This window comes from Marinobacterium sediminicola, from assembly GCF_022343685.1.
GTDB classification, from domain to species: domain Bacteria; phylum Pseudomonadota; class Gammaproteobacteria; order Pseudomonadales; family Balneatricaceae; genus Marinobacterium; species Marinobacterium sediminicola.
In genome coordinates this window covers 2,056,171-2,078,333 of the sequence record NZ_CP092123.1, presented here as the reverse complement: position 1 = coordinate 2,078,333, position 22,163 = coordinate 2,056,171, and the positions used below count along the sequence as shown (strand labels likewise).

Genomic DNA, 22,163 nt, shown 5'->3' with positions numbered 1-22,163 from the left:
GCTATCCCTGATTGGTAAGAATCGCTTTAAGGCTGTCAACAAGCGCTTGCGGTGAGCTGTTGTGCAGCAATGTTTTTTCCAGATGACCTTCCTGATTCACCAGATAAAGCCTTGATGAATGGTCCACTGCGTACCCCATGGCAGAATCTTTCAGCTCTACCTTGCGATAAAAAGCGCCGTATTGTCTTACGACCTTGTTAATCTGATCGGTAGTGCCTGTAACACCGATAATTCGAGGCGAAAAGAAGGCAGTATATTCGGCCAGTTTTTGCGGAGTATCCCGCTCAGGATCAACACTGATAAAAATGCCCTGTATCTGCTCGCGCTGGTCTTCGGGTAATTGTTTGATTGCCTGAGTCAGCACGGCTAGCCCCGTGGGACAGACGTCCGGGCAGGAGGCGTAGCCGATGAAAATCACGCTGACCTTACCGCGAAAATCGGACAGGGAAACGGGACCCTGTGCGGAGGTCAGGGTGAAGTCTCCACCGAGGTTGGTATCGCCCATGGCAAGCCTGGTATCCACCGGCTGGGGACGAAGCACAAATGCCAATGCAAGGCCTGCAAGCAGACAGGCAGTCAGTAAAAGCAAAATTCTGAGTGTTTTCAACTGCGTATTCATTGTGCTTCAAACTCGAAAAGATGTTGTTGCAGCCCCGCTGGAGTTTCTATCTTCAGAGTGAGCTGCCAGGTCATTCTCCCGGTTACGCAAACCGCCAGTTCGGTATGACCCCGCCAGCGCAGCGCTGAATCACGCTGAAATTCAAACTGGTTGACACCCATATACATGTCGGCACCTTGAAGATCGGCCCAGATGCGGCGTGCGTCCAGACCTTCCAGATTTAAAGTCAGATTCAGCTGGCTCAGCGAACGTATTGGCAGAGGTCCGGCTTCCAGCTCGAGGCGACTGTTGTTAAGCTCTATATAACAGAGGCCTTGCTGCAGGTCGCAATCGTGGCGAACCGTGCCATCCTGTGGAGCCAGCGTTTGCTGGTACCAGCTGGCGCCCGCCAGTACTGCCAGCAAGAGCATGCCAAGCAGGGCAAACTTGATCAAAGCGTCTTTTTTCTCAGGTTCCTGATTCTGGTGACGTTGCAAGGTCATTAGGGTCTCAGTCTAGATAGGCCGGGCTGGGAGTGGAAGTGACAGATTGTCGCACCTGTGTCACCAAAGAGTCGAGTTTGTCTGGCATGGTTGAACCGTATTCGCTATCGTGAGGCCTCAGCGACAGGCAATAACAGAGATTGAATTCGATGAGTGATAACACCACTATGCAGGCCGAAGGGGAAAACGCAGTATCCAGCCACAATCTGATGCAGCTGATGGATACCCTGGATGAGCTGGTGATGGTACTGAGTCTTGATGGAACCTGCTCCTGGTGCAACCTGGCGTTTGCCGAGCTGCTGGGTAAAACCCGTGAGGAGCTTCAGGGTAGGGCTTACCCGTTGTCCCAATTGCGTGAGCTGATGGTGGCCGAACCTCAGCAGTCAATTGAGGCCTGGATTGAGACCGCAGCAAAAGGGATGCGCCTGATCCGGTTCCGTGCGGTGACCGGCCAAGACGCCGAGGGCTGTGTCGAGTCTTTGCTGATTACTGGGCGCGATATGACGCCGCTTTATCGCCTGCAGCATCCATTGCATGTGAACGGAAACGCTGAACTTCTGCCCGTAACAGCTCCGCAGACGGCAGCACGAATTGAACATGCCCTGCAGCGTGCAAAGCGAGCAGAAGAGTATGTTGTCTTTCTGGCATTGCAGATCAGCGGTGCCGAACCTGCCGTTACCGAAAATGGTTACAGTGCGTCTCTGGAGAGAATGGCCACTGCTTTACAGCAGAAAATTCGTCAAGGCGACACCTTGGCACGTCTGGACTCGGGTGCATATCTGATCGTGCTGGAGCAGGTGGACTGTCCTGAAGCGATTGCGGCCGTTGTCGACAAGCTCTCATCGACGCTGAGTGAGAACCAGCCGGCTGACTTGCCTGCGCTGGCGGTTAACATCGGGGTTGCGATCAGCCCGGATGATGGTACTGAGGCGCTTGAACTGGTGGATCGCGCACATCAGGCGTTGCAGCGCGCCATCATGACTGACGAGCAGATCTGTTATTTCTGATCCGCTTTATATGCCAGGCTTGTGCGGTTATCGCACGGGATGCGTTAAACAGAAAAGGGAGGCCATGAGGCCTCCCTTTTGTTATGGGGTTCTGTAAGCTGGTTAAAGTCCCAGCTTCTGCGCCACGTAATCGGCGTCCTTGTCTCCACGACCGGACAGGTTAACCAGGATGGTCTGCTCCCTGGTCAGAGTGGGGGCGGTACGGATAGCCCAGGCAACTGCGTGGGAGCTTTCCAGAGCCGGGATGATGCCTTCAACACGAGACAGGGTCATGAAAGCATTTAGACACTCATCATCGGTGGCGGTGTCATACTGCACACGCCCCAGGTCCTTGAGGTAGCTGTGCTGCGGGCCAACGCCCGGGTAATCCAGGCCGGAAGCAATGGAGTGTACCGGCATCGGCGTGCCATCTTCCTGTTCGAGAACGTAGCATTTCATGCCGTGGATCTCGCCCGGTTTGCCCAGTGTCATGGTGGCAGAGTGCTTGTCGGTGTCCAGGCCGTAACCTGCCGGCTCGACACCGACCAGGCTGACATCCTCGTCATCCAGGAATGCGGTGAACATGCCAATGGCATTGGAACCACCGCCGACGCAGGCAGTGACATAATCCGGCAGTTTGCCTTCACGCTGCTCGAACTGCTTGCGCGCTTCGTTGCCGATGATGCTCTGGAAGTCGCGTACCATTTTCGGGAAAGGGTGTGGGCCGACGACTGAACCGATGGCGTAAATAAAATTCTTGGGGTCTTTAAGGTACTCTTCAAACGCACTGTCGACAGCGTCCTTGAGGGTAGCGGTGCCACGGGTCACGGATACCAGCTTACATCCCAGAATCCTCATCTTAACGACGTTGGGGTGCTCTTTCTCGATGTCGACCTGACCCATGTGGATCTCACAGGGAATACCGACGAGTGCACAGGCTGTAGCGAGCGCGACACCGTGCTGGCCGGCACCTGTCTCCGCGATCACCTTGGTTTTGCCCATGTACTTGGCCAGCAGGGCTTCGCCAAGGCAGTGGTTGATCTTGTGGGCTCCCGTGTGATTGAGGTCCTCGCGCTTGAGGAAGATGCGAGCACCGCCCAGCTGGTCGCTCAGTCGGCGGGCATAAAAAATGGGGCTGGGTCGGCCAACATAGTCTGCGAAGAGATCGGTCAGTTCCTGCTGGAACTCCGGCATCTGGCGGATCTCTTCGTAGGCTGTGTTGATTTCGTCCATCACGGTTTTCAGTTCAGGCGGGATCAGCTGGCCACCGTATTCGCCGAAATAACCGTCAGCATCAGGCATTGGGGAAAAATCGAATTTGCTCATACTCACTCCACGTGTACGGGCCGCTAGCAGTTGTCAGCTTCGTTTGGCTGGCTTTGCTATATCACAGCAACATTTGCTTAGGGTAAGTGACTATAAAGCGCTGTAGAGAGAGTGCCAAGCAGCAGTCGACAAAAACTCAACTGAAATCAAAGCCTAGCTGTTCTTCACGGCCTTGCTTGCGGCGGAAACCCAGCTGGCGCTGTTCACGTCCGATTTCGCGCAGCAGCTCGAGAGCATCGCTGTAGGAGTTAACCAATGTGTGGTTAAAGGAACTGGAACCCTGATTGTTGCCCCAGCACTGAGTGACCACCCAGTCGCCTACGAGGTCGCGATAAATCCTGACGACCAGGTAATCGTTTTTTTTCTGCCAGCGCACAACCAAGGAAGCGTTACCGTTCAATGACCCGGAGGGAGTATGTCTCTATAATGTGGCGCGTGATTGAGCCTGAATCCCCGGCGTTTGTAAAGCCCTGTGCATGAATAAAGGACATCTTCAGTGACAGCAGTACCCCATTTGACCATTGTGGCTGACGAGAATATACCCGCCCTGGTTCCCCTGTTTCAGCGCTTCGGGACTTTGCGTACCTGTGCCGGGCGAAGTATGACCGCTGAGGACCTCAAGGACGCCGATGTCCTGCTGGTGCGCTCCGTGACGCGAGTCAGCTCCGAGCTGCTGAAGGATACTCCGGTGCGCTTTGTAGGTACGGCGACCATCGGTACTGACCATGTTGATCAAGAGTGGTTACACCAGCAAGGCATCGGGTTCAGCAGCGCCCCGGGCTGCAATGCTGACTCGGTAGTGGAGTACGTGCTCAGCAGCCTGCTTCAGCTGGCGTTTGAACAGCGTTTCAGTCTCCTCGACAAAGCGGTTGGCATTGTGGGTGTCGGCAATGTGGGGGGGCGTCTGCAGCAGCGTTTGCAGGCGATGGGTATTCAAGTGCTGCTCTGTGATCCGCCCAGACAGGCAGTGGAAGGTGGTGATTTTGTTTCGCTTGACCATGTCCTGAAAGAGGCTGACATTCTGGCCTTGCATACGCCATTGACCCGAGAGGGCGACTGGCCCACCTATCATTTGCTTAACGCGAACAACCTGCCGCGTTTGAAGCAGAACGCTGTTCTGCTGAATGCGGGGCGTGGCCCTGTCATCGATAATGCTGCATTGCTGGCGGTGAGTCAGTCTCGTCCCGATCTGACACTGGTGCTGGATGTCTGGGAGCATGAGCCTGCTGTTGATGTCCGGCTTGCCGAGCGGTGCGCTATCGCGACACCACATATCGCCGGTTATTCCCTGGATGGCAAAATCCGGGGGACGTGGATGCTGTACAAGGCTCTCTGTGAGCACCTTCAGTTGCCGGCAGAGCTTGAGCTTGGCGAGGTGCTGCCGCCGTCTACGGTGCGCGAGTTGAGAGTCTCAGATGCTGAAGATCTGCTGACCCCGGCGCGGCTTGTCTTTGATCCTTACCGGGATGACCGGGCATTTCGCAAGACGCTGTATTTGCCTGCAGATGAGCAACGGCTCGCGTTTGACCGCTTGCGGCGCGAATATCCGGAACGAAGAGAATACTGCACGCTGAAACTGGTGATTGAAGGCGACCGGGTTTCCAGTCCACTGTGGGCTATGGGTTTTGACTGTGCCGGGGGAGGCGCATGACGGATATCGCTGCTTTGCTTAAAGGGCGCCGTGACGCCACCCTGGCTGAAATTGGTCCGCAGCCCGGTGAGAAGATTCGGCTTGAAGTACGCTCACCTCACCAGCGGTTGATGGTGCAACTGCTTGGTTTGAAGGAATTTCAGAGTGTGATGGTAAGCGCTCCCCGCCAACAGGGAACGGTATTGATGGAAGGGGTGAGGTTCACCGCACGGCTCATGAGTGGCAATTATTTATGCACCTTTGAGACGCGTCTGCTGCAGTCGCAGTCTCGTCCCTTCGCCTACTGGCATCTTGAGTATCCCGACAGGGTTGAGATGCATCGAATACGTGCCCATACACGGGTACCGATCATCCTCAGTGTTCGAGTCGAGCATGATGAACCCGGTATGCTGGTGTCGAACGGGTCACAATCCGCCATCTGCCGTGACATCAGTCTGCAGGGGGCACAGCTCGAATGCAGTCAGCCTCTGGCGCAGCCGGGTGAAAGTCTCTTTGTGACGGCTCGTGTACAAGTAGCGGGTATCGATCATCTGCTGTTGCTGCCAGCAGTCGTGCGTAACGTTCAGCAATTGGAGAGCGGTCTTATCAGTGCTTTCACTCATGGTGTTGAATTTGTGGATCTCGAAGAGGAAACGCGACTGGTACTGGCAGGTTTTGTCTATGAGCAGCAATTGATAAGTTTGGGTGAGCTGGAGGGGGTTGAGTCATGAGCTTTCGCCTGGGATTGATCGTGAATCCGTTTGCTGGGCTCGGGGGCAGCGTGGCGCTCAAGGGGAGTGATGGCGCCGAGGTGGCGCGTCAGGCGCTGGCGCTGGGAGCTGTGCCGCGTGCGCAAGAGCGCACTCGTGCAGCTCTGCAGCCTCTGCAGGGGCTGGACGTGGAGGTGCTGACCTGGGCAGGCGAGATGGGGGGCGATTTGGCCTCTGACATGGGCTTTGTGACCCACATACTTGGACAGGCTGAAGATGTGCCGAGTACAGCAGAGGATACCTGTCGCGCGGCTCAAGCGCTGTTGGAAGCGCGTGTCGATCTGGTGCTCTTTGCTGGCGGGGATGGCACTGCTCGCAATATTTGTGAGACGGTGGGCGAACGTATCCCGGTATTGGGAGTGCCGGCGGGGGTCAAGATCCATTCCGGCGTTTATGCTCTTACGCCACAGGCCGCTGGCCAGCTGGTGGCCATGTTGGTCCGGGGCGAACTGGTTTCCATAGATGAACAGGAAGTTCGTGACCTTGATGAAGAAGCCTTCAGGGAAGGTAAGGTACGGGCCCGCTTTTATGGCGAGATGCGTGTGCCTTCTGAGCATCGTTATTTGCAGCATGTCAAAAATTCCAGTAACCGAGAAGACGAGACCCTGGTACTGGATGAGATTGCTGCAGGCTTTGTAGAACAGATGGAACCGGAAGTGCTCTACCTGATGGGCTCGGGGTCGACTGTCGCGGCAATCATGGAGGCGCTGGGACTGAACAATACCCTGTTGGGTGTGGACGCTGTGCTGAATGGCGAAGTGATAGCGGCCGATTGTACCGCTCAAGAATTGCTGGCATTGAGCCAGGGGCGGGATGTGCGCATCGTGATTACCTTAATTGGTGGTCAAGGGCATATTATCGGGCGCGGTAACCAGCAACTCAGCGCTGAACTGCTCAAGCATGTCGGGCGTGAAAACCTGTACCTGGTGGCGACAAGAACCAAATTGAACGCGCTGGAAGGGCGCCCGCTGATCATCGACTCGGGAGAGCCTCAGCTGGATCACGACTGGAGTGGTCTGATAGAGGTTCATACGGGCTACCGTGATGCCGTGCTCTACCGTATCGCGGTTCCTTGATCGGAATGGCAAGCAGAAAAAAGGCACCCGAGGGTGCCTTTTTTGATCAAATCATCATCGCTGCTGCTTAAGTGCGGCGATGCGATCATCCAGCGGCGGGTGGCTGGAGAACAGCTCCATGAAACCTTGCTTGAGATGGCTGTTGATGCCGAAGGCTGTCATCTGTGACGGCATCTGGTCAGGGATGCCATACTCGGCTTTCAGGCGGGCCAGTGCGCCGATCATGGCGTGCGGGCTTGCAAGCTGAGCGCCGGCTTCGTCGGCACGGTACTCGCGACGGCGCGAGAACCAGGCCACGATCATGGACGCAATAACACCAAAAATGATTTCGAATATGAATGTTGTAATGTAGAAGCCGATGCCTACGCCACCCTGACCTTCTTCGTCACGGCGCAGAAAAGAGTCGACTGCGTAGCCGACGATGCGGGCGAAAAACATCACGAAGGTGTTTACCACGCCCTGAATCAGCGCCAGGGTGACCATGTCACCGTTGGCCACATGGCCGATCTCATGAGCCAGAACTGCTCGGATCTCTTCAGGACGAAAACGCTGCATCAGACCTGCACTGACAGCTACCAGGGCATCATTTTTGTTCCAGCCGGTGGCAAAGGCGTTGGCCTGCTGCGCCGGAAAAACACCGACCTGCGGCATTTTAATACCTGCCTGCTGTGAAAGCTCGGCAACGGTATCAAGCAGCCAGCGTTCCTCTTCGCTGCGCGGTTGCTCAATCAGCTGAGTACCCGTGGACATTTTTGCCATGGTTTTGGACATCAGCAGCGAGATAATCGAGCCGGCAAAACCAAATACGGCACAGAAGATCAGCAGTGACGTCAGGTTGAGGCCGGAACCACTCAAATAGTGGTCAACGCCCAGCAGGCTCAAAGTGACACTGGCAACCAGTATGACGGCCAGGTTGGTGGCTAGAAAGAGGATGATTCGCATCATGGTGGTTCATCGTTCCTTAAGTTGGGTTTGCTGATTAGATATGGGCGTCAGCGTAAAGTTTCAATGTGCGTTGTCTGTACTTTCCAGCAATGGTTATACTGCGCGACTTTTGTTAAGGAAATAGGCATGCAGTCGATCATCGAGTGGATGGAGCAGCAGCTGCGAAAAGCAGAAGGCGAAAGTCGTCGGCTATTCCATGGGCGGGGTGGCATGGTGCCCGGCTATGAGTGGCTGGTGGTCGACTGGTTGCCGCCTGTTGCCGTCATTCGGGTCTACAAGCAGCCTGCCGAGCCTGTCGAAATTGACAGGGTTATCTCCTGGCTATCATCACAGGTCGAGATCGAAGCAGTGGTATGGCAGGCACGAGGGGTGGGTGCTGAGGGTGATGTCAGGGTTCTTCAGGGTGAAGTGCCAGAAAGGCATGTTATCCGGGAGGCCGGGCTTCACTATCAGGTTGACGCTTTGGCACCTCAGAACTCCGGTCTGTTCTTGGATATGCGTCCTGGACGTCAATGGGTGCGTGATCATGCGCAGGGGGCTCGTGTACTTAACCTGTTTGCCTATACCTGCGCGTTTTCCGTTGCTGCAGTGGCAGGGGGCGCAGCCTGTGTGGTGAATGTCGATATGAGTTCGCGCGCACTTTCGGCGGGGCGACAGAATCACCGGCTGAATCAGCAGGAAAAGGCCGACGTGCGTTACCTGGCAGTCAACTTGCTCAAGTCGTGGAGCCGCGTGCGCAAGCCGGGGCCCTATGAGCTGGTAGTGATTGATCCACCCAGCTTTCAGCCGGGCAGTTTTGTGGCTGTAAAGGATTACATCAAGGTTTTGCGGCGCTTGCCGGAACTGACCGTTCCAGGCTCAAAAGTGGTTCTGTGCCATAATGACCCTAAGGAAACACGACAGTTTCTTGAGGTGCTGATGGAGGAAAACCTGCCGGATTTCACCTGCATTGAATGCTTTGGCGCCGGTGAGGATTTCCCCGAGTTGGGCACGCTGCAGGGGCTCAAGGTAACGGTCTATCAGCGAGAGGAGTTGACTGCTTGATCTGTATTGACCTGGAGGCCAGTGGTCTGGCACGTGAATCTTATCCGATCGAAATTGCCTGGAAATGTACTGAAACAGGTGCGTTCGACAGCTTCCTGATTAATCCCGAGAGTGTGCCTGACTGGCAATACTGGGATGAGTTTGCCGAGGAGCTTCACGGCATTGAGCCTGAGCTATTGCAGCAGGAAGGGATCAGCGCTGAGCAGGCTTGCATACGACTTAATCGTGCCCTGAAGGGACGTGAGGTGATCAGTGATGCACTGGAGTACGACGGCTTCTGGTTACGCCGCCTGTTTAATGCCTGTGACATACAACCGGGCTTTCACCTTGTTGGGCTGGAAGCGGTTCTGAGCGCCGAGGAGCGAATACAATACCAGTTCATTGCCCGTTCTCAGTTCAGGCGACACCGGGCGCTACAGGATGTTGAGGATCTAATCCTGGCCATCGCCGCAGCCCGCAGTGGTGTCGTCAGCTAATCATTTTTAGAGGTTGCCGACCTGCGCTTCGATCAGGTTGCGTAGCTCCTCGTAGGTATCCACGTTCTCGGGCGCAAAGTAGAGCTTGTAGTACTGGCGTTCGACCAGTCTTCCTTTGTTGCCGTTGATGGTTTCCTTGTAAGTTGCATAGAGGTAGGCCATTTGCAGATGAATCACTCGGCTCTGCAGCGGCAGTTCAAGCTCATGCCCTTCCAGATCAAGGCGCGTTTTGCGCTCTTTTATGGTGTAGAAAGAGACTTCTGCAACCTGATCCAGATTGAGTAGAAAGTTTGAGGTCACGGGCACCAGGCGGCCTTTTTCCAGACCATTGTGTTCCATCTGAATGCCGCTGTTTTTCTTGATCTTGATAAACATGGGAAGGCTCTCTGTCAGGGGTGGCTACTGACTAGAGTATATGTCGAACTGATGACATTTTGCTGACAGCCCTCCGAAAGGAAGAGGGCTGTACTCAGGGAGCGTTATTGCTCGTAGGTGCGCAGGAAGGTTTCCAGTCGCTCGATTGCGTCGCTGAGGATCTCTTTCGAAGGCAGGAAAACCAGACGGAAATGCTGAGTGTCAGGGTGGTTGAATCCGCTGCCCTGGACGATCAGCACCTTTTGCTGCTGAAGCAGGTCCAGGGCGAATTTCTCATCGTTACGGATTGTATAGCGAGCAGGGTCCAGTTTCGGGAACAGGTACATGGCCCCCTTGGGCTTGACGCAGGACACCCCTGGAATGCTGTTCAGCATCTCCCAGGCCAGAGTGCGCTGCTCGTGTAGCCGGCCTCCGGGCACGATCAATTCGTTAATGCTCTGGTAACCGCCCAGTGCGGTTTGAATGGCATGCTGGGAGGGAACATTCGAGCACAGACGCATGTTGGACAGCATTTCATAACCTTCAATCAGGTCGCGAGCCTTGTGCTTGGGCCCGCTAATGATCATCCAGCCGGAGCGAAACCCTGCCGCTCTGTAGGTTTTGGACAGGCCGTTGAAGGTGACGCAAAGCACATCATCTGCAAGTGAAGCCAAAGAGGTGTGTTCGCTGCCGTCATACAGAATCTTGTCGTAGATCTCGTCAGCAAACACAATCAGCTTGTGCTCGCGGGCCAGCTCCAGAATTTCCAGCAGCAGTGATTCGGGGTACAGGGCGCCCGTTGGATTGTTCGGGTTAATGACCACGATCCCACGGGTATTGGGCGTGATCTTGCTGCGGATATCATCTATGTCCGGGAACCAGTCCTGCTGCTCGTCACAGACGTAGTGGACCGGATTGCCACCGGCCAGACTGACTGCTGCTGTCCAGAGCGGATAGTCAGGGGCCGGAATGAGCATCTCGTCATTATCATTCAGCAGGCCTTGCATCGCCATCACGATCAGCTCGGACACGCCATTGCCAATATAGATGTCTTCAATGCCGACATTGCGGATATTCTTGCGTTGGCACTCCTGCATGACGGCTTTACGAGCGGAAAACAGCCCTTTAGAGTCGCAATAGCCTTGAGACGCAGGGAGATTGAGGATGACGTCCTGCACAATCTCTTCTGGTGCTTCAAATCCCCATGGCGCAGGATTGCCAATATTCAGCTTGAGGATGCGATGACCTTCCTCTTCGAGGCGCTTGGCCTCTTGCAGGACGGGGCCCCGAATGTCGTAGCAGACGTTTATCAGCTTGTTTGATTTGCGAATTACAGACATCTTCTCGTTCCTGAGAGCTCCAGGAGCGACGGACGGAGGTGGTAACAATAACCGGGCGTGGCTCTGACTGGACAGCAAATTTAAAGTGCCCAATCATACGCGCTCGGATGTGGCTGTGACAATGGCTGCACGGGCTCCTGCCGGTAAGGTCTGGGCAGGTAGTTACCGAAGGTCAGGCATCAAATTCAGATGAGAAGGAATCTATGAAAAGCTGGTCGGATTTATGTGCACAGGCGATGAATTTCCATCCCGAGAGTTCACTGGATGAGTTGCTGGGTCAGGCGCCTTTGCGGCGTGAAGAGCTGTTGGTGCTGGCTGATGATCGAATATTCTCGACACTGACGCGACGTATTTTCCGTGCCGGGCTAAAACACTCGCTGGTGGATGCCAAGTGGCCTGCATTTGAAGAGGCTTTCTATCATTTCAATCCTGAAGCTGTTCAGGAGATGAGTGACGAGATGCTCGAAGGGCTCATGCAGAACGATCAAATCATTCGTCATTTTGGCAAGATCAAGGCGACGCGAGCGAACGCCATGCTGATGGTGGATTTGGCGCAAGAATACGGCAGTGTGGCAAAAATGATCGCAGACTGGCCGGAAGAGGAAATTGTCGAGCTTTGGGCATTGCTGAAAAAGAGGGGTAAGCAGTTGGGGGGCAACTCCGCGGCCTATTTTTTGAGAATGTTAGGCAAGGATACTTTCATGCTGACGGATGATGTGGTGACGGCGCTCAAGGCTCAGGGGGTCATTGATAAAAAGCCGACAGCACATAGAGATCTTATACAGGTGCAGTCGGCGTTCAATCAGCTGCGAGAACAATCCGGCAAGCCTCTGTGTCAAATCAGTCGGCTGTTGGCGCACAGTATTGGTCAGGTTTGATCATCAATCGCCAGAGGCATCAGGGTAAGCAGAAAATCGGCCATTGAGTTGGCCAGCTTTTCTTCCGGTGCCTTGCCTGGGCGCTCAAGCCAAATACTGCCATCCTGATTGTCCAGGCTGAGGAAATAATCACTCTCGGGCTCAAGCGTGGCGAAAAACAGTGTAAGAGGGCGCTTTTGTTTATGCTTGCTGAGTGCGTGCCCGATAAGGTTGCTGCGAAGACGCTCCAGGTCCTCCGAATTCCAGGTTTGCAACAGGCAGATGCGGCGACCATCAGGAAGCTGGGCGGGCAGGGGGTCTGACCAGTAGCGACTGAAATACTCGACGATGGCCGGATGTATCCCAATCTCCAGGGCCTGTTCCAGCCGTTGAAACATGTCGGTGCCTTCAGTGTTCAGAACAGGGCGCCAGCCTACGGCGATGCCGTTATCCGCGGTTTGTAGATAGCAGTGACTTGGCCAGTCTGAATCATAGGGGAGGCGGGGCCAGCCGTTAGAGGCATGAAGCTGTTCCAGCTGTGACATAAAATGGTCCAGTGCTTTTGCTGTATTGGCGTCTATCATGTTCCTACCACTGTTTATGCGACTGGTGTGGACTCTGGCTGAACAGAGTCGTTACCGCAAGTGCTTGTTACAGATTGATTAATCTTTGTACTGCCCTGTAATGAAAAGAAATTTTTTGAATATAGTGATTGACAACTTTCAGAAACTCCTTAGAATGCGCACCTCATTCACGGGGTGTATTCGTAAGAGCATATCCTGCTGAATGATTTGTACGGAGCGGTAGTTCAGTTGGTTAGAATACCTGCCTGTCACGCAGGGGGTCGCGGGTTCGAGTCCCGTCCGTTCCGCCACTTCTTCTCGAAGCGCTGAGGAGTCGTAACAAGCCACCATGTTTTGGGCGAATAGCTCAGTTGGGAGAGCATCTGCCTTACAAGCAGAGGGTCGGGGGTTCGAACCCCTCTTCGCCCACCAAAGCACGGAGCGGTAGTTCAGTTGGTTAGAATACCTGCCTGTCACGCAGGGGGTCGCGGGTTCGAGTCCCGTCCGTTCCGCCACTTCTTCTCGAAGCGCTGAGGAGTCGTAACAAGCCACCATGTTTTGGGCGAATAGCTCAGTTGGGAGAGCATCTGCCTTACAAGCAGAGGGTCGGGGGTTCGAACCCCTCTTCGCCCACCAAAGCACGGAGCGGTAGTTCAGTTGGTTAGAATACCTGCCTGTCACGCAGGGGGTCGCGGGTTCGAGTCCCGTCCGTTCCGCCACTTCTTCTCGAAGCGCTGAGGAGTCGTAACAAGCCACCATGTTTTGGGCGAATAGCTCAGTTGGGAGAGCATCTGCCTTACAAGCAGAGGGTCGGGGGTTCGAACCCCTCTTCGCCCACCAAAGCACGGAGCGGTAGTTCAGTTGGTTAGAATACCTGCCTGTCACGCAGGGGGTCGCGGGTTCGAGTCCCGTCCGTTCCGCCACTTCTTCTCGAAGCGCTGAGGAGTCGTAACAAGCCACCATGTTTTGGGCGAATAGCTCAGTTGGGAGAGCATCTGCCTTACAAGCAGAGGGTCGGGGGTTCGAACCCCTCTTCGCCCACCAAAACGCGGAGCGGTAGTTCAGTTGGTTAGAATACCTGCCTGTCACGCAGGGGGTCGCGGGTTCGAGTCCCGTCCGTTCCGCCAATTTTGAGAGATGAGAGGTTAGAATACCTGCCTGTCAGCTCACGAGGAGTGTTCTGGGTCGCGAGTCCAGTCTATTCCGCCACTTCTTCTCAAAGCGCTGAGGAGTCGTAACAAGCCACCATGTTTTGGGCGAATAGCTCAGTTGGGAGAGCATCTGCCTTACAAGCAGAGGGTCGGGGGTTCGAACCCCTCTTCGCCCACCAAAACGCGGAGCGGTAGTTCAGTTGGTTAGAATACCTGCCTGTCACGCAGGGGGTCGCGGGTTCGAGTCCCGTCCGTTCCGCCAATTTTGAGAGATGAAGAGGTTAGATGCCAGCCTGTCAGCTCTCTATGGAATGTTCTGGGCCGCAAGTCCAGGGTTCCGTCAATTTCAAATTCAATGCCTATTTCTGGCAAGTCTTGCTGAAGTCGCGGGGCGTAACGTCCTGAGAACATCCGGTCTTTCAATTCCCCTTACTCGTATTCGTCTCGGTTAATTCGATGATGGCCTTCTTTCTGGCCGTTGGTGCGATAAAAAACATACCTTTGGACGATTCTGGTCGCGCCCCGCTTTGAGCTTGATGCTGTAGAATCAAACTTATTTGTCTGGCGTCTAGCATGTCTGCTTCCCCTTTTGCCTTATCTCCGTCTGAAATCGCTCTGGACAGAATTCCAAGCCGCTTTTTTGCCCGCCATGGAATTATTCTGTCCGTGTTGAGACTGGACCTCACTGATGCCGCGATCAGTGGCAATAAGTGGTTCAAGTTGATGCCTGTCCTTGAACAAGCTTGTCAGGAGGGTATGGCGTTGCTCAGCTTTGGTGGGGCCTGGTCAAATCATCTTCATGCCTTGGCATATGCCGGTCATTCTCTTGGTATCAAAACGATAGGGATAGTTCGCGGGGAGCCTGAATATGCAGCAAATGCCATGCTCTCTGATGCGCGTCGCTGGGGCATGCAATTGGAATTTGTAACCCGCGATGAATATCGGCGTCGATACGACTCCGATTATCATGACAGGCTTCGTGCACGGTATGGTGCTATCCGGGTAATACCCGAGGGAGGTACCAATGTCGCGGCTGTACACAGTGTTCAGGAGATCTGGGGTTTACCGGCCCTGAAGCATGCGGCGTGTGATTACATGGTGACAGCGGTCGGTACCGGAGGGACGCTTGCGGGTCTGGTGGCCGGGCGACCAGCTGGCGCGAAGGTGCTGGGCGTGCCTGTGCTCAAATACGGCGAAAGGCTGCTTCAGGATGTGAAACTGCTACTTGAGTCCACAGGTGTTGATCAGGATGCCGGCTGGTCGTTGATTCCGGATGGGCATTTGGGCGGATACGCACGTTTGTCACCCGAGTTGGCGCGTACGCTGGTCGAGATTGAGCAGCGTTATCAGTTGCCTCTTGATCCTGTTTACACTGTGAAAGCGTTTATGGCATTGGTTCGCCATGTTTTGCGAGGTGGCATAGGGCGGGGCAGTCATGTCATTCTGTTGCATACCGGTGGCCTTCAGGGGCGTAGAGGAATGGCGACCCGGTTGCAAGGTCTGACACCTGATTTTGTCGGCCCCCTGGCTTTATAATAGTGAAATCAAAATATACTCGGACTGGAGTCGTGGCTAGGAATGGATAACTTTCGAAATATTGGTTTGATCGGGCGGCTTGGCAGCAAATCCGTGATCGACACCCTGAAAGAACTGATCCGTTTTCTGGATGACAGGGGGTTGAACGTTATTTTGGATCAGACCATCGCTGAAGTGATGCCTGGCCATGGGCAGCAGGTTTGTAAGCAAAAGATGATGGGGGAGATCTGTGATCTGTGCATTGTCGTAGGAGGTGATGGGAGCCTTTTGGGGGCGGCGCGTTCACTGGCACAGAACAATATTCCGGTACTGGGTATCAATCGTGGCAACCTGGGATTTCTGACTGACCTGCCACCTCAGGACTTCGAGGATAAGTTAAGCCAGGTTCTGTCAGGGCGCTATACCGTTGACACCCGGTTCCTGCTGGATGTGGAGATCAAGCGTAATGGTGAGCCGGTTGGTGAGATGACGGCCTTGAACGACTGTGTGTTGCACCCGGGTAAGGCAACGCGAATGATCCAGTTCGAGTTGTACATTGAAGGCCAGTTTGTTTACACCCAGAAATCGGATGGCCTGATCGTTTCGACTCCAACTGGATCTACCGCTTATGCCTTGTCCGGGGGTGGTCCGATTATGCATCCGAAACTGGATGCTTTGGTGTTGGTGCCAATGTTCCCGCATACGCTTTCCAGCAGACCGATCGTCGTTGACGGTAACAGTGAGCTTAAGCTGGTGATCAGCGAAGAGAACAAAACCTATCCATCCATTTCCTGTGATGGCCAACTTAACCATAGCCTTGCGCCCGGGGATAGCGTGACCATTCGCAAGAAGTCGCACAAATTGAAGTTGCTCCATCCTCTGGATTACGACTTCTATCGTACCTGTCGAGAGAAATTGGGCTGGGGTACCAAACTGGGCGAACAGGAGTAAGTTGTGAGTTGCCAAGGATATGACCTGATCGGAGATATACATGGCTGTGCTCTTAGCCTGCGCATGCTGCTTGCGCGCATGGGTTACCGCCAGGTCAACGGAGTGTACCGACACCCTCAGCGGAAGGTGATATTCATTGGTGATGTGATTGATCGTGGTCCACACATCCGTGAGGCGCTGCAACTGGTTCGTGAAATGGTTGAGGCGGGTCAGGCTCACATCGTTATGGGCAATCACGAATACAACTACCTCTGCTACATGACCCCTCATCCTGACAAGCCGGGTGAGTACCTCAGGGCACATACTGCCCGACATCAGCGCATTCTTCAGCAGACTCTCGAGCAGCTCTCGCCTTATGAGGGTGAGCAGCAGGATTATCTCGACTGGTTTCAGCAGTTGCCCCTGTTCCTCGAGTTTGAACGTTTTCGAGTAGTGCATGCATGCTGGCATCAGGAACTGATTGATCGCTTTCGAAAGGAATATGGTGGCAACTGCATCGATAAGGCATTTCTTTATCGTTCAGCGGTCGAGGGCAGTTTTGAATGGGAGGTGATGGATCGGCTGTTGCGTGGTACGCATCTGCGCTTGCCCAACAATGAAGTCATGGTCAGCAAGGATGGTTTCAGGCGTCATTTTTTCAGAACCAAGTTTTGGATGCCTGATCCTCAGTATCTGGTTGATGTGGTGTTTCAGCCTGATCCCTTGCCTGCGCATTTGGCGCGTTTACCCATCACTGACGATCAGCGTCAGGATCTTCTGTGCTATGGAGCGGAAGAAAAGCCGCTGTTCATTGGCCATTACTGGCGTCAGGGAACCCCTCAGCCAGTGACATCCAATATCGCCTGTCTCGATTACAGCGCCGTTAAATTCGGCAAGCTGGTCGCTTATCGGCTTGATGACGAGAGCCGAATCCTGCCGGAAAAATTCGTTTGGGTGGATGTCGCGCGTGAAGTGCATTTGGCCAATGCCGAGGTTGGCGCTTCATGATTCCCGTTATTGAAGCGCCTCTGCAGGAAGATCTAACGGAATTCACCGCCTTTTTGTGGCAACACTCGATTCCACATCGGGTGTTGGAAGAAGGCGAGCGCCAAGTGCTTTGGGTTGCAGACACTCAGGATCCTGTCCAGCTTCAGGAGCTCTACCGTTATTGGCGAAATGGAGGTGACCTGGCGCGGGTTCAGGTCCAGGAAGAAGGTCGACGTCGTCGCATACGGCCCGTTGACTGGACGGAGTTGCCGGTTACCTTAAGCCTGATTGTGCTGAGCTTTGTGGTCAGTTTTTTTATCGGTTTCGGTGCCGACCTGGATCGGATGTCATGGTTCAGCTTTACGCCTTTTGAGGTCAGGGGTAATGCCATGCTCCATGCGCTGCTGGGCCAGACGCTGATGTCAGGAGAGGTCTGGCGACTGGTGACCCCGATCTTCATGCATTTCAGTCTGTTGCATATCCTGTTTAACCTCTTATGGGTCTGGATCGTTGGTACCCGTATGGAGCCTTCTCAAGGCAGTTTGTCTCTGTTGGCTTTGGCGCTGTTCAGTGGCATCGCTTCCAACCTTGCGCAATACCTGGTTAGTGGGCCCATGTTTGGAGGCATGTCTGGGGTGGTATTTGCGCTGTTGGCTTACAGCTGGCTATGGGACCGTCAGGGCGGACGGCCGCGTATCGGTTTGCCGCCGGCGCTGATGGGAATGCTGCTGCTTTGGTTGGCGCTCGGATTTACGGGTGTACTTGAGGGAGTTGGGCTTGGTTCGATCGCCAATACTGCCCATCTGGTTGGTCTTCTGGCAGGGTTGTGCTGGTTGCCCATCGGGCGTCTGCTGAACAGGCGCCAGGGTTAGTGGCTGTGCTAGAATCGAAGCCATTAGATCGAGAGAGTAGTGATCATGACATTCGACAAAATGATTGAGGCGATGACGCCTGACGTCTATCAGTCACTGAGACGCGCCGTTGAACTGGGTAAGTGGCCAAATGGTGAGCGCCTGACTCAGGAGCAGCGGGAAACCAGCCTGCGTGCGGTCATTGCCTATGAGCACAAGCACAATGTGGCTGAAGACCAGCGTGTCGGCTTTATTGACAGAACTCGGCCGGATGGCAGTCAGCATGGTACAGATCCCCTGCAGCCACAGGTTTTGAAGATCCTGACTGATGGCTGAAATGAATACCGGTCTGTGTGGCCCGCTTCGAAAAATGCACACTCGTCTGGATTCACCGGTTACGTATCAGTTGCCATTGGGAGATACCCTGGTTGACCTCAATGTTCATCTGGGTAAACCGATCAAACTGGTGCATACCGGTGATATCAACTGCCTTCACTGCGGCCGCAAGACCAAGAAAAGCTTCAATCAGGGCTATTGCTACCCCTGTTTTACGCGTCTGCCGCAATGTGACAGCTGCATCGTCAAACCTGAGAAGTGCCATTTTCAGGAAGGGACCTGCCGTGATCCCGCGTGGGGAGAGCGACACTGCTTTCAGCCGCACGTGGTATACCTCGCCAACTCATCCGGCGTCAAAGTGGGCATTACGCGTTGTGAGCAAGTGCCGACGCGATGGATGGATCAGGGTGCCATTCAGGCCCTGCCTATCCTTGAAGTGGACACCCGGCTGCATTCCGGCCTGATCGAGCAGATCATAGCCGCCCATGTCAGTGACAAGACCAACTGGCGGACCATGCTGAAAGGTCAGGTTGAGCCGATCGACCTGCTGAGCGAACGTGATCGTCTGCTCGACTTGTGTGCGTTGCAGCTGGATGCCCTGCGTGACCAGTACGGTCAAGCGGCCATCCGAGCCCTTGATGCTGATGTGGTTGATATTGATTATCCTGTCCTTGAGTATCCGACCAAAGTCGCCACGCATAATTTTGACAAGAATCCTGAAGTGGCCGGTGTACTTTTGGGCATCAAGGGGCAATATCTGATCCTTGATACGGGTGTGATCAATATTCGCAAGTTTGCGGCGTATAACGTGCAGCTAAGTTTTTAACCTGGAGTTGTAATGTCATCTAAGCAGCATGAAACCATTTATCTGGAAGACTATCAGCCGCCGGCCTGGTTGATCAGTCATACCGAGCTGCGGTTCGAACTGGAAGAAGAACAGACTCTGGTGCGTGCACAGCTCAGCGTCCAGGCCAATCCGCTGGTATCCGATAAACGCAGACCACTGGAGCTATTCGGCGACGTCGATATGGAGCTCTGTCGCCTTAGTATCGACGGTGAAATTCTTGAGGCCTGCGATTACCAGCGCAAGGGCGATCGGCTCCTGATAGAGAATGTGCCCGAGAGCTTCACGCTGGAGTGCGTGACACGACTTTTGCCGCATGAGAACACCGCACTGGAAGGGTTGTACAAGTCGGATGGCATGTTTTGTACTCAGTGTGAAGCGGAAGGTTTTCGTCGTATCACCTTTTTCCCGGATCGTCCTGATGTGATGTCAATTTTCAGGACGACGCTGGTTGCAGATAAAGCGCTGTACCCTGTACTGCTTTCCAACGGCAATCCGATCGAGTCGGGCGAAGATGGAGAAGGGCGTCACTGGGTGACCTGGGATGACCCCTGGCCCAAGCCCAGTTATCTTTTTGCCCTGGTTGCCGGCGATCTGGCCATGCTGGAAGATCGATATACCACGACATCAGGGCGAGAGGTCGCACTTCGCATCTATGCTGAGCCCAAGGACCTGGACAAGCTCGACTACGCCATGCAATCCCTCAAGAACGCCATGCGTTGGGATGAGGATGTATACGGACGTGAATATGACCTTGATATCTACATGATCGTTGCCGTTGACTTCTTCAACATGGGGGCGATGGAGAACAAGGGACTTAACATCTTTAACACTTCCTGTGTGTTGGCGCACCCTAAAACGACGACTGACCAGGGTTTCCAGCGAGTGGAAGGTGTGGTCGCGCATGAATACTTCCATAACTGGTCCGGAAACCGTGTGACCTGTCGTGACTGGTTCCAGCTGAGTTTGAAAGAAGGCTTCACGGTTTTCCGGGATGCCGAGTTTTCCGCAGACATGAACTCCCGAACCGTCAAGCGAATCGAGGATGTATCCCTGCTTCGCACAGCGCAGTTTGCCGAGGATGCGGGACCCATGGCGCATCCGGTGAGGCCTGAGTCTTACATGGAAATATCCAACTTCTACACCCTGACTGTCTATGAAAAGGGTGCTGAGGTGGTGCGCATGCTGCATACCCTGCTGGGGGCAGATTTGTTCCGCAAGGGCAGTGACCTGTACTTCGAGCGCCATGATGGCCAGGCTGTGACCACCGATGATTTCGTTGCCGCCATGGAAGCTGTATCCGGTCGGGATCTTGGCCAGTTCAAGCGCTGGTATTCCCAGGCAGGTACGCCGCGTCTGGAGGTCAGTGACAGCTACAATCCAGAGACTTGTGAGTATACCCTGACGGTGCGTCAGAGTTGCCCTCCGTCTCCTGGCCAGGATCATAAGCAGCCTTATCTGATTCCATTGAATATCGGGTTGCTGGCCGAGGACGGGCAGGAGCTCTACAGCGGCATGCTGGAGTTGACCAAGGAAATCCAGCAGTTCCGCTTTGACAACATCGCCAGTCGACCTGTGCCGTCCTTGCTTCGTGGTTTCTCCGCGCCGGTTAAGCTGGAGTATGACTACAGCGACGAACAGCTGTTGATGTTGCTGAGTAATGATCCTGATGGATTTAACCGTTGGGATGCGGGCCAGCGTCTCTGCATTCGACTTTTGCAACAGCAGATGCAGCGCTACCGAGACGGAGTGCCGATGACCTGCCCTGAGACATTGGTGACAGCCTGGCGACAGCTGCTGTTGGATGAATCTCTCGATCCTGCCATGGTTACCCAATGTTTGCGCCTGCCATCTGAAGCTCAACTCGCTGAGTTGGCTGGCGTGATTGACGTAGCAGCCATTCATGATGCAAGGGAGTTCATGCGAAAAGCGTTGGCCGAAGCGCTGGAGCAGGAATGGCTGATGGCTTATCAGCGTTGCGATACGGGTGAAGCCTACTCGCCAGATGCTGAATCGACAGGACGACGCAGTCTTAAAAATCTGGCACTGGCCTATTTGATGGCGACGGGGCGTGAACCCTGGCTTGAGTTGACTCGTCAGCAGTATGAGCAAAGCGACAATATGACCGACCAACTGGCTGCCTTGTCACTGGTTGCACATTCGGAGTTCCGTGAAACAGCGGAAGAGCTGTTGCAGGAGTTTTATCAGCAATGGCAGCATGAATCTCTGGTCATGAATCAATGGCTCGCCGTTCAGGCTTCTGACCCAACAGAAGGGGCGCTGGAACGAGTAAAAGAGCTTGCTCAGCATCCGATCTTTGATGCGCGTAACCCGAACAAGCTGCGCTCGCTGATAGGCTCATTTTGTGCGCAGAATCTGTCCAGCTTCCATGCCGAGGATGGATCAGGCTACATTTGGCTGGCAGACTGGATTTTGAAGCTGGATAAGCAGAATCCGCAGGTAGCAGCTCGCTTGCTGACCCCTTTGACTCGCTGGAAGCGCTACACAGCCGAGCGTGGCAGTCTGATGCGAGCTCAGCTTCAACGAATTATCGATACCAACGAACTCTCGGCTGATGTATACGAGGTTGTGAGTAAGAGCCTCATATGAAGACGGGTATTCATGCCCCGACATGTTTACGATCATCGGGCTGCAAGTGCGGCCCAACAACTTTTAGCTGTGAAGGATACGCAGATGGAACCCTATTTTGATGCGAGTGATAAGTTCGATCTTCAGCAGAACTACCGTCGTTACCTCAAATTTCATGATCAGAGCCTGGCGGCCAATGAAGTGCTCAAGGATGCCAGAGCCAGCCGGGTGTGGGTTGCAGGGATTGTGCTAATGGTGTTTGCCCTGGCGTCCGAGTTCTTTCTCGGTGCTGCAGCAGGTTTGTTTGGTCTGTATTTCTACCGTATTTTGGCAGCATGGTACCGAGTCAGTCAGGCTGAAGAAGGGCTGGAAGAAACGACTCGCTGGTTTGCGGGCAAGGGCCTCAAGTTTGAAGGCCGCATTCTGTACCCCCGCACTGATGAACAGCTGGAGCGCCCGCTGGATCCGTTCAATGAAGCGCTGTACCGCTGA

23 protein-coding genes and 11 tRNA genes are annotated in these 22,163 nt (G+C 54.4%); 26 read left to right on the top strand and 8 right to left on the bottom strand.

Annotated elements, in window-relative coordinates:
* Window position 1: 1 nt before the first annotated feature.
* Window positions 2–607: an SCO family protein gene (locus LN244_RS09695; protein WP_239039588.1), complete on the bottom strand. Its 606-nt coding sequence runs from the start codon at window positions 605–607 to the stop codon at window positions 2–4.
* An 8-nt stretch (window positions 608–615) separates the two neighbouring features.
* A complete protein-coding gene (locus LN244_RS09690) occupies window positions 616–1,101 on the bottom strand; it encodes a hypothetical protein (RefSeq protein ID WP_239039587.1) in 486 nt (161 codons plus the stop codon).
* Between the two features lie 149 nt (window positions 1,102–1,250).
* On the opposite strand from LN244_RS09690, the gene LN244_RS09685 reads away from it, so the two are divergent.
* Window positions 1,251–2,108 carry a diguanylate cyclase domain-containing protein gene (locus tag LN244_RS09685; protein ID WP_239039586.1) on the top strand — a complete coding sequence of 286 codons (858 nt, stop codon included), beginning with the start codon at window positions 1,251–1,253 and terminating at the stop codon, window positions 2,106–2,108.
* A gap of 102 nt (window positions 2,109–2,210) precedes the next feature.
* On the opposite strand, the gene trpB is transcribed toward LN244_RS09685, so the two are convergent.
* Complete coding sequence (trpB, locus tag LN244_RS09680) at window positions 2,211–3,413, bottom strand: tryptophan synthase subunit beta (protein ID WP_239039585.1); 1,203 nt, start codon at window positions 3,411–3,413, stop codon at window positions 2,211–2,213.
* A gap of 136 nt (window positions 3,414–3,549) precedes the next feature.
* Window positions 3,550–3,789, bottom strand: coding sequence for a hypothetical protein (locus tag LN244_RS09675; protein WP_239039584.1), 240 nt, complete (start codon window positions 3,787–3,789; stop codon window positions 3,550–3,552).
* Window positions 3,790–3,909: 120 nt separating this feature from the next.
* Here LN244_RS09675 and pdxB point away from each other — a divergent pair, with 120 nt between their 5' ends.
* From pdxB to LN244_RS09660, 3 genes are read left to right on the top strand one after another with little or no spacing between them, the layout of a single operon-like run.
* Window positions 3,910–5,064 (top strand): 4-phosphoerythronate dehydrogenase PdxB, encoded by a 1,155-nt coding sequence (gene pdxB / locus LN244_RS09670; protein WP_239039583.1) that lies wholly within the window; start codon window positions 3,910–3,912, stop codon window positions 5,062–5,064.
* On the top strand, window positions 5,061–5,774 hold the full coding sequence (locus LN244_RS09665) for a flagellar brake protein (RefSeq protein ID WP_239039582.1): 714 nt from the start codon (window positions 5,061–5,063) through the stop codon (window positions 5,772–5,774). Before pdxB ends, LN244_RS09665 begins: the two co-directional genes overlap by 4 nt.
* On the top strand, window positions 5,771–6,889 hold the full coding sequence (locus LN244_RS09660) for an ATP-NAD kinase family protein (protein ID WP_239039581.1): 1,119 nt from the start codon (window positions 5,771–5,773) through the stop codon (window positions 6,887–6,889). The genes LN244_RS09665 and LN244_RS09660 overlap by 4 nt, the downstream gene beginning before the upstream one ends.
* A gap of 54 nt (window positions 6,890–6,943) precedes the next feature.
* Here the strand turns inward: LN244_RS09660 and htpX are convergent, their stop codons facing one another.
* Window positions 6,944–7,834, bottom strand: a complete 891-nt coding sequence (htpX, locus tag LN244_RS09655; protein WP_239039580.1) for a protease HtpX — start codon at window positions 7,832–7,834, stop codon at window positions 6,944–6,946.
* A 126-nt stretch (window positions 7,835–7,960) separates the two neighbouring features.
* Here htpX and LN244_RS09650 point away from each other — a divergent pair, with 126 nt between their 5' ends.
* Window positions 7,961–8,878 (top strand): class I SAM-dependent methyltransferase, encoded by a 918-nt coding sequence (locus LN244_RS09650; protein ID WP_239039579.1) that lies wholly within the window; start codon window positions 7,961–7,963, stop codon window positions 8,876–8,878.
* A complete protein-coding gene (locus LN244_RS09645) occupies window positions 8,875–9,354 on the top strand; it encodes a 3'-5' exonuclease (RefSeq protein ID WP_239039578.1) in 480 nt (159 codons plus the stop codon). Before LN244_RS09650 ends, LN244_RS09645 begins: the two co-directional genes overlap by 4 nt.
* A gap of 6 nt (window positions 9,355–9,360) precedes the next feature.
* Here LN244_RS09645 and LN244_RS09640 read toward each other — a convergent pair whose 3' ends face one another.
* Both LN244_RS09640 and LN244_RS09635 read right to left on the bottom strand, forming a co-directional pair.
* Window positions 9,361–9,729: a hypothetical protein gene (locus LN244_RS09640; RefSeq protein ID WP_239039577.1), complete on the bottom strand. Its 369-nt coding sequence runs from the start codon at window positions 9,727–9,729 to the stop codon at window positions 9,361–9,363.
* Between the two features lie 104 nt (window positions 9,730–9,833).
* On the bottom strand, window positions 9,834–11,048 hold the full coding sequence (locus LN244_RS09635) for a pyridoxal phosphate-dependent aminotransferase (protein WP_239039576.1): 1,215 nt from the start codon (window positions 11,046–11,048) through the stop codon (window positions 9,834–9,836).
* A gap of 203 nt (window positions 11,049–11,251) precedes the next feature.
* Here LN244_RS09635 and LN244_RS09630 point away from each other — a divergent pair, with 203 nt between their 5' ends.
* The gene (locus LN244_RS09630; RefSeq protein ID WP_239039575.1) at window positions 11,252–11,926 is read left to right on the top strand and encodes a DNA-3-methyladenine glycosylase I; all 675 of its coding nucleotides are present in this window, start codon (window positions 11,252–11,254) and stop codon (window positions 11,924–11,926) included.
* Here LN244_RS09630 and syd read toward each other — a convergent pair.
* Window positions 11,917–12,489 (bottom strand): SecY-interacting protein, encoded by a 573-nt coding sequence (gene syd / locus LN244_RS09625; protein ID WP_275424676.1) that lies wholly within the window; start codon window positions 12,487–12,489, stop codon window positions 11,917–11,919. The genes LN244_RS09630 and syd overlap by 10 nt on opposite strands.
* 213 nt (window positions 12,490–12,702) lie before the next feature.
* Here syd and LN244_RS09620 point away from each other — a divergent pair.
* The 19 genes from LN244_RS09620 (at window position 12,703) to LN244_RS09530 (ending at window position 22,163) form a co-directional block, all read left to right on the top strand.
* Window positions 12,703–12,779: transfer RNA gene (locus LN244_RS09620), tRNA-Asp, on the top strand.
* A 45-nt stretch (window positions 12,780–12,824) separates the two neighbouring features.
* Window positions 12,825–12,900: transfer RNA gene (locus LN244_RS09615), tRNA-Val, on the top strand.
* A 6-nt stretch (window positions 12,901–12,906) separates the two neighbouring features.
* Window positions 12,907–12,983 (top strand) — tRNA-Asp (locus LN244_RS09610).
* Window positions 12,984–13,028: 45 nt separating this feature from the next.
* Window positions 13,029–13,104, top strand: a tRNA-Val gene (locus LN244_RS09605).
* A gap of 6 nt (window positions 13,105–13,110) precedes the next feature.
* A tRNA-Asp gene (locus tag LN244_RS09600) sits at window positions 13,111–13,187 on the top strand.
* Between the two features lie 45 nt (window positions 13,188–13,232).
* A tRNA-Val gene (locus LN244_RS09595) sits at window positions 13,233–13,308 on the top strand.
* A 6-nt stretch (window positions 13,309–13,314) separates the two neighbouring features.
* Window positions 13,315–13,391, top strand: a tRNA-Asp gene (locus tag LN244_RS09590).
* A gap of 45 nt (window positions 13,392–13,436) precedes the next feature.
* Window positions 13,437–13,512: transfer RNA gene (locus LN244_RS09585), tRNA-Val, on the top strand.
* Between the two features lie 6 nt (window positions 13,513–13,518).
* Window positions 13,519–13,595: transfer RNA gene (locus LN244_RS09580), tRNA-Asp, on the top strand.
* A 127-nt stretch (window positions 13,596–13,722) separates the two neighbouring features.
* Window positions 13,723–13,798: transfer RNA gene (locus tag LN244_RS09575), tRNA-Val, on the top strand.
* A 6-nt stretch (window positions 13,799–13,804) separates the two neighbouring features.
* Window positions 13,805–13,881, top strand: a tRNA-Asp gene (locus LN244_RS09570).
* A 311-nt stretch (window positions 13,882–14,192) separates the two neighbouring features.
* Entirely contained in the window at window positions 14,193–15,155 is a 963-nt protein-coding gene (locus tag LN244_RS09565) for a 1-aminocyclopropane-1-carboxylate deaminase/D-cysteine desulfhydrase (protein WP_239039573.1), read from the top strand.
* 42 nt (window positions 15,156–15,197) lie between these two features.
* The gene (locus LN244_RS09560; protein ID WP_239039572.1) at window positions 15,198–16,085 is read left to right on the top strand and encodes an NAD(+) kinase; all 888 of its coding nucleotides are present in this window, start codon (window positions 15,198–15,200) and stop codon (window positions 16,083–16,085) included.
* A gap of 3 nt (window positions 16,086–16,088) precedes the next feature.
* Window positions 16,089–17,072, top strand: coding sequence for a metallophosphoesterase (locus tag LN244_RS09555; protein ID WP_239039571.1), 984 nt, complete (start codon window positions 16,089–16,091; stop codon window positions 17,070–17,072).
* Window positions 17,069–17,923: a rhomboid family intramembrane serine protease gene (locus LN244_RS09550; protein WP_239039570.1), complete on the top strand. Its 855-nt coding sequence runs from the start codon at window positions 17,069–17,071 to the stop codon at window positions 17,921–17,923. The genes LN244_RS09555 and LN244_RS09550 overlap by 4 nt, the downstream gene beginning before the upstream one ends.
* A gap of 45 nt (window positions 17,924–17,968) precedes the next feature.
* Window positions 17,969–18,238: a YeaC family protein gene (locus LN244_RS09545; RefSeq protein WP_239039569.1), complete on the top strand. Its 270-nt coding sequence runs from the start codon at window positions 17,969–17,971 to the stop codon at window positions 18,236–18,238.
* Window positions 18,231–19,064, top strand: coding sequence for a DUF2797 domain-containing protein (locus LN244_RS09540; protein ID WP_239039568.1), 834 nt, complete (start codon window positions 18,231–18,233; stop codon window positions 19,062–19,064). The genes LN244_RS09545 and LN244_RS09540 overlap by 8 nt, the downstream gene beginning before the upstream one ends.
* Before the next feature lie 12 nt (window positions 19,065–19,076).
* A complete protein-coding gene (gene pepN / locus LN244_RS09535; RefSeq protein WP_239039567.1) occupies window positions 19,077–21,692 on the top strand; it encodes an aminopeptidase N in 2,616 nt (871 codons plus the stop codon).
* An 84-nt stretch (window positions 21,693–21,776) separates the two neighbouring features.
* A complete protein-coding gene (locus LN244_RS09530; RefSeq protein WP_239039566.1) occupies window positions 21,777–22,163 on the top strand; it encodes a hypothetical protein in 387 nt (128 codons plus the stop codon).